At 52.6% G+C, this 4,044-nt stretch carries 3 protein-coding genes; 1 reads left to right on the top strand and 2 read right to left on the bottom strand.

The annotated features are described in order from the left end of the window. Window positions 1–121 (bottom strand): helix-turn-helix domain-containing protein (locus QCH34_RS13340; protein WP_366898477.1); only part of this gene is annotated, 121 nt, incomplete at its 3' end. Between the two features lie 145 nt (window positions 122–266). Between QCH34_RS13340 and QCH34_RS08145 the strand changes: the two genes are divergently transcribed. Then, on the top strand, window positions 267–2,351 hold the full coding sequence (locus tag QCH34_RS08145) for a PAS domain S-box protein (protein ID WP_300332697.1): 2,085 nt from the start codon (window positions 267–269) through the stop codon (window positions 2,349–2,351). Here the strand turns inward: QCH34_RS08145 and QCH34_RS08140 are convergent. Then, on the bottom strand, window positions 2,326–4,044 hold a 1,719-nt coding region (locus QCH34_RS08140), incomplete at its 5' end, for a helicase-related protein (protein WP_300332695.1). The two genes, QCH34_RS08145 and QCH34_RS08140, sit on opposite strands and share 26 nt — an antisense overlap.

The raw sequence follows: 4,044 nt of genomic DNA, 5'->3' as shown, positions 1-4,044 counted from the left end.
CAGAATTCCTGTTAAGCCCTATTGCACGAGTTATATCGCTGATGCTCAAACCACGTGGCTCCTGCTTGAAGAGATCAAGGATTGTCTTCAGGTATTCATCATGGTCATCCCGTTTTGGCATAGAGCACCACCCTGGAACAGCCATACCTTCTGGCTATGCATATATTGAATGCATTTCCGAATGATATAATTGCCTGCCGACATAATAGAGGATACGAGAACACCAATTTTGTACGGTATTGGGATCACACACCATCAATTTGAGTATGAATAAGATAACACAGATTAAGAGCGAGATCGATCTCTATTTTATTTTACTCGCAGGAACCTCCTTTGCAGCAATCCTCGCATCCCTTTTCTTCCTTGGACAAGGATATACCAATGTCTATCCACATCTCTTCTATATCCCGATAATCCTCGCCGCATACCGCTACCTGAATCGGGGTATCCTCTTTGGCATATTCCTTTCTGCACTGTACCTGATCCTCCATATCATCATATTACCGGATCCAGAAGCGCTCACTGAGGCCGTTGCCCGCGCCGTGGTGATGGCCGGAGCCGGAGTCATAACCGGCATGCTCTCTGGAAAACTTCTCGAAGGTGAGAAGCGTTTTCGAATGTTCGCAGATAATTCAGCCGATATTATCTACCGCTATGATCTCCTTCCTGTGCCCCATTTCTCCTTTGTAAGCGATGCAGTGACAGGGATCACCGGATACACCCCGGAGGAACACTACAAAGATCCGATGCTTGGAGAGCAGATTGTGCACCCGGATGATCACCATATTCTTGAGTCCATCCGGGAGGGCAAGGAGATGACAGATCCTCTCACAATCCGGTGGGTCAGAAAAGACGGCGGGATTGTCTACGTCGAGCAGTCATACAAATCGATCAGGGATCCGGAGGGGCAGTTGATCGCGATTGAAGGTATCGGACGGGATATCACCAAACAGCGGGACGCAGAGAGATCACAAAAAAGGCTCGCATCAATCGTGGAATCCTCATATGATGCAATCCTCTCCCTTGACACTGATGCGAACCTTCTCACCTGGAACCTGGGAGCCGAGGAGATCTTTGGATGGAGGGCTGAGGAGATCATCGGCAAACACTACTCGCTCGTGATTCCTCCCGGAGAGGATAGAGCCATATTCGATCAGTACTTCAAAGAGATGATTGCAACAAAGAAACCGCACTCGCGGGAGGTGAACCGGCTGCATAGCTCCGGCAGAATACTCCGGATTTCTCTATCAATGTCTCCCATCCTGGATCGGGATGGAAATATAATCGCCATATCCGGCATTCTGCGGGATATCACCGAGCAGAAAGAGATGGAAGAAACATTACAGAAGAATTCCCTCTATACCCGCGCCCTTATTGAAGCCAGCCTTGATCCGCTGGTCACCATCAGTCCAAAAGGCCTGATAACAGATGTGAACCGTGCCACGGAAAAAATTACAGGATTGCATCGAAACCAGCTTATCGGAAGTGATTTTGCCAATTACTTCACAAATCCGGATAAAGCAAGAGAAGGATACATAGAAACCTTCAATTCTGGATTTGTTAAAGATTATGCCCTCACCATCCACCACACTTCCGGAGATACGATCGATGTGCTCTATAATGCAAGCGTCTATTCCGATGAAAAAGGGGCAGTTCAGGGCGTCTTTGCAGCCGCCCGTGATGTCACCAAAGAGAAGCGAATGATGCAGCAGATACAGGAGAACCTGCTGGAGAAAGAGACACTCCTCAGGGAGATACACCATCGCGTCAAGAACAACCTCCAGGTGGTCATATCCCTCCTGAACCTGCAATCCCTCACCTATGATGACAGCCGGATAAAGGAAGTGTTCCGTGAAAGCGAGAACCGGATCACCTCCATGGCACTTGTCCATGAACACCTCTACAAATCAGAAAAATTAAGCAGGATTACTATCGAATCTTTCATGCGGAGGCTTATCAAAGAGATTGTTCAATCCTACAGAGATGATGATCAAATCAGAGTTACCTGCACAATCGATGATCTGAACCTTGATGTCGATACTGCGATTTATTGTGGCTTCATCGTCAATGAACTCATATCAAATTCCCTGAAACACGCTTTCAAAGGGAGGGAGGAAGGCAATATCGCTATCTCCATCAAGCAGAACCAGAATAAATGCATCATCCTCTCTGTCAAAGATGATGGGATTGGCATGCCCTATGATTTTGATCCCGATACGGCACAGAGCCTGGGCATTGTACTGCTCAGGACATTCACCCGGCAGATACAGGGAAGATACTCACTATCCACTCTGAAAGGTGAAGGAACACAATGGCAGATCCGCTTCAGGGATGAGAATACCTCTCCCTGACAGCCGCAACCACCTCCGGCAGGGAATAGATATTCATCGCCGCCATCCTCTGCCGGATCTCGTCAGGAAGCAGCCTGCCAAATGCCCAGGTCTCAGGCGGCAGCAGGGGGAGCCAGCCGATCAGCTCCCCCTCCGGCATTCTTCCTAATTCTATCAGGGCATCCCGGACCGCTTCTTCTCCATCCTCACCCAACGGCACCTCGACGGTTACTGCTGCATACGTGCTCCGGACCGGCCACCGGGAGGGCAGGAGATGCCTCACCAGGTGGGCGAGAGTTGCATTCTGTCGCTCCCCAAGAAATGTCCAGACAGAGATGAGCTCTCCTGCCACAAGCGGCTCCGGGATGACGCAGATCCTCTCAGGATCAAGGCCATGTGGCCAGGAATGGATCTCGTCATTGATCGCCACCTGCATCTCTCCGGGGAGCAGGAGATCTGATCCCCGCCGGGCTGCTATCCTTCCCACAGCGTGTGCGAGGAGAGGCGATACCCCCGCCCGCCCGCCGCCAGTCCAGAAGGGGCGGGGACCGTTCCGATCAGAGGGGACGACGAGAAGCCCCCGCCGTGCATCATCACGGGAGATCACCCGCCACCCCCGTCCGGCGAGGGTGAAACCTTCTTCAGCTGCGATCCCGACGAACGAGGGATCAAGCGTCCCTACTGCCTGCCCGTCCGGCGTCACTGCCCGGTATCCGCCGCCTGCGGAGATGACCGAACAGAGGGCGATCCAGTGCGATCGGGAAAGTTCAAATTCTGCTGTTGTCCCGATCACCATCAGATCTCCATCCATCGCCAGATATCCATTGGCAAGCAGGTGATCGAGGATCAAATCCAGATCCTGATCAGAGATACCGGCAAAAGGAGAAAGATTCAGGAGCTCTTTCTTAAGGGGGCGCCTCCCAAGGCCACGCCTCCGCCTCAGAAGTATAAAGAGCTGTTGCAGAAGGACATTGCAGGGGAACCGGGGCGGTAGCAGTGGTTCTGCCTCATGGTTCCGGGCAGCTTCTATTGCCGCTGCCGCAAAAAGCGCCTCTTCTCCTGAAGCGAGGATAAACACCATCTCAGGCGGCTTCCCTCTCCTGCCGGATCTCCCGAGCCGCTGAAGGAATGATGAGACCGAATCCGGTGCACCGTACTGCACTACGAGATCGAGGCCCCCGATATCGATCCCGAGTTCGAGCGTACTGGTGCAGACGATGCACGCAGGACCGTCACCCTGCATCGCCTCCTCTGCTTCGCTCCTGAGGTCAGGTGAGATGGCCGAGTGGTGGACATAAGCCGGATACTTCCGCTGCAAAAGCGCAGCATGGATCTTTTCTGCCTCATTCCTGCTCCCGGCAAAGACGAGCGCCTTTCTGTTGGCGATAGTCCCTTCCAGTGACCGGATCCGCACATCCTCCACAGGATCAATGGTAAACGAGAAACGCCTGCCTTGTGACGGGGGATCGACTGCAACAAGGTGCTGTCTCCGGCCCTCACCCGAGAACCATTCAATCAGTGCCTCGGGATTCCCTACCGTTGCAGAGAGGCCGATCCGCCGTACCTGCCTACCGGAGATGAGATTGAGGCGATCAAGAAGGCAGGCGAGCTGGACACCGCGATCTGAACCCATAAATGCATGCACTTCATCAACGATCACCGATCTGAGATTGGTGAGGGCAGATCCATAAACCGGATCCCCAAGGAGTATTTC

This window comes from Methanocalculus sp., from assembly GCF_029762515.1.
GTDB lineage: Archaea > Halobacteriota > Methanomicrobia > Methanomicrobiales > Methanocorpusculaceae > Methanocalculus.
The sequence above is the reverse complement of the archived record's forward strand: the minus strand, read 5'-3'. Positions and strand labels throughout refer to the sequence as shown.

What these genes read in the sequence shown, in the direction of transcription:
- QCH34_RS08145 (WP_300332697.1), top strand. Translation starts at nt 267, where the DNA reads ATGAATAAGATAACACAGATTAAGAGCGAGATCGATCTCTATTTTATT.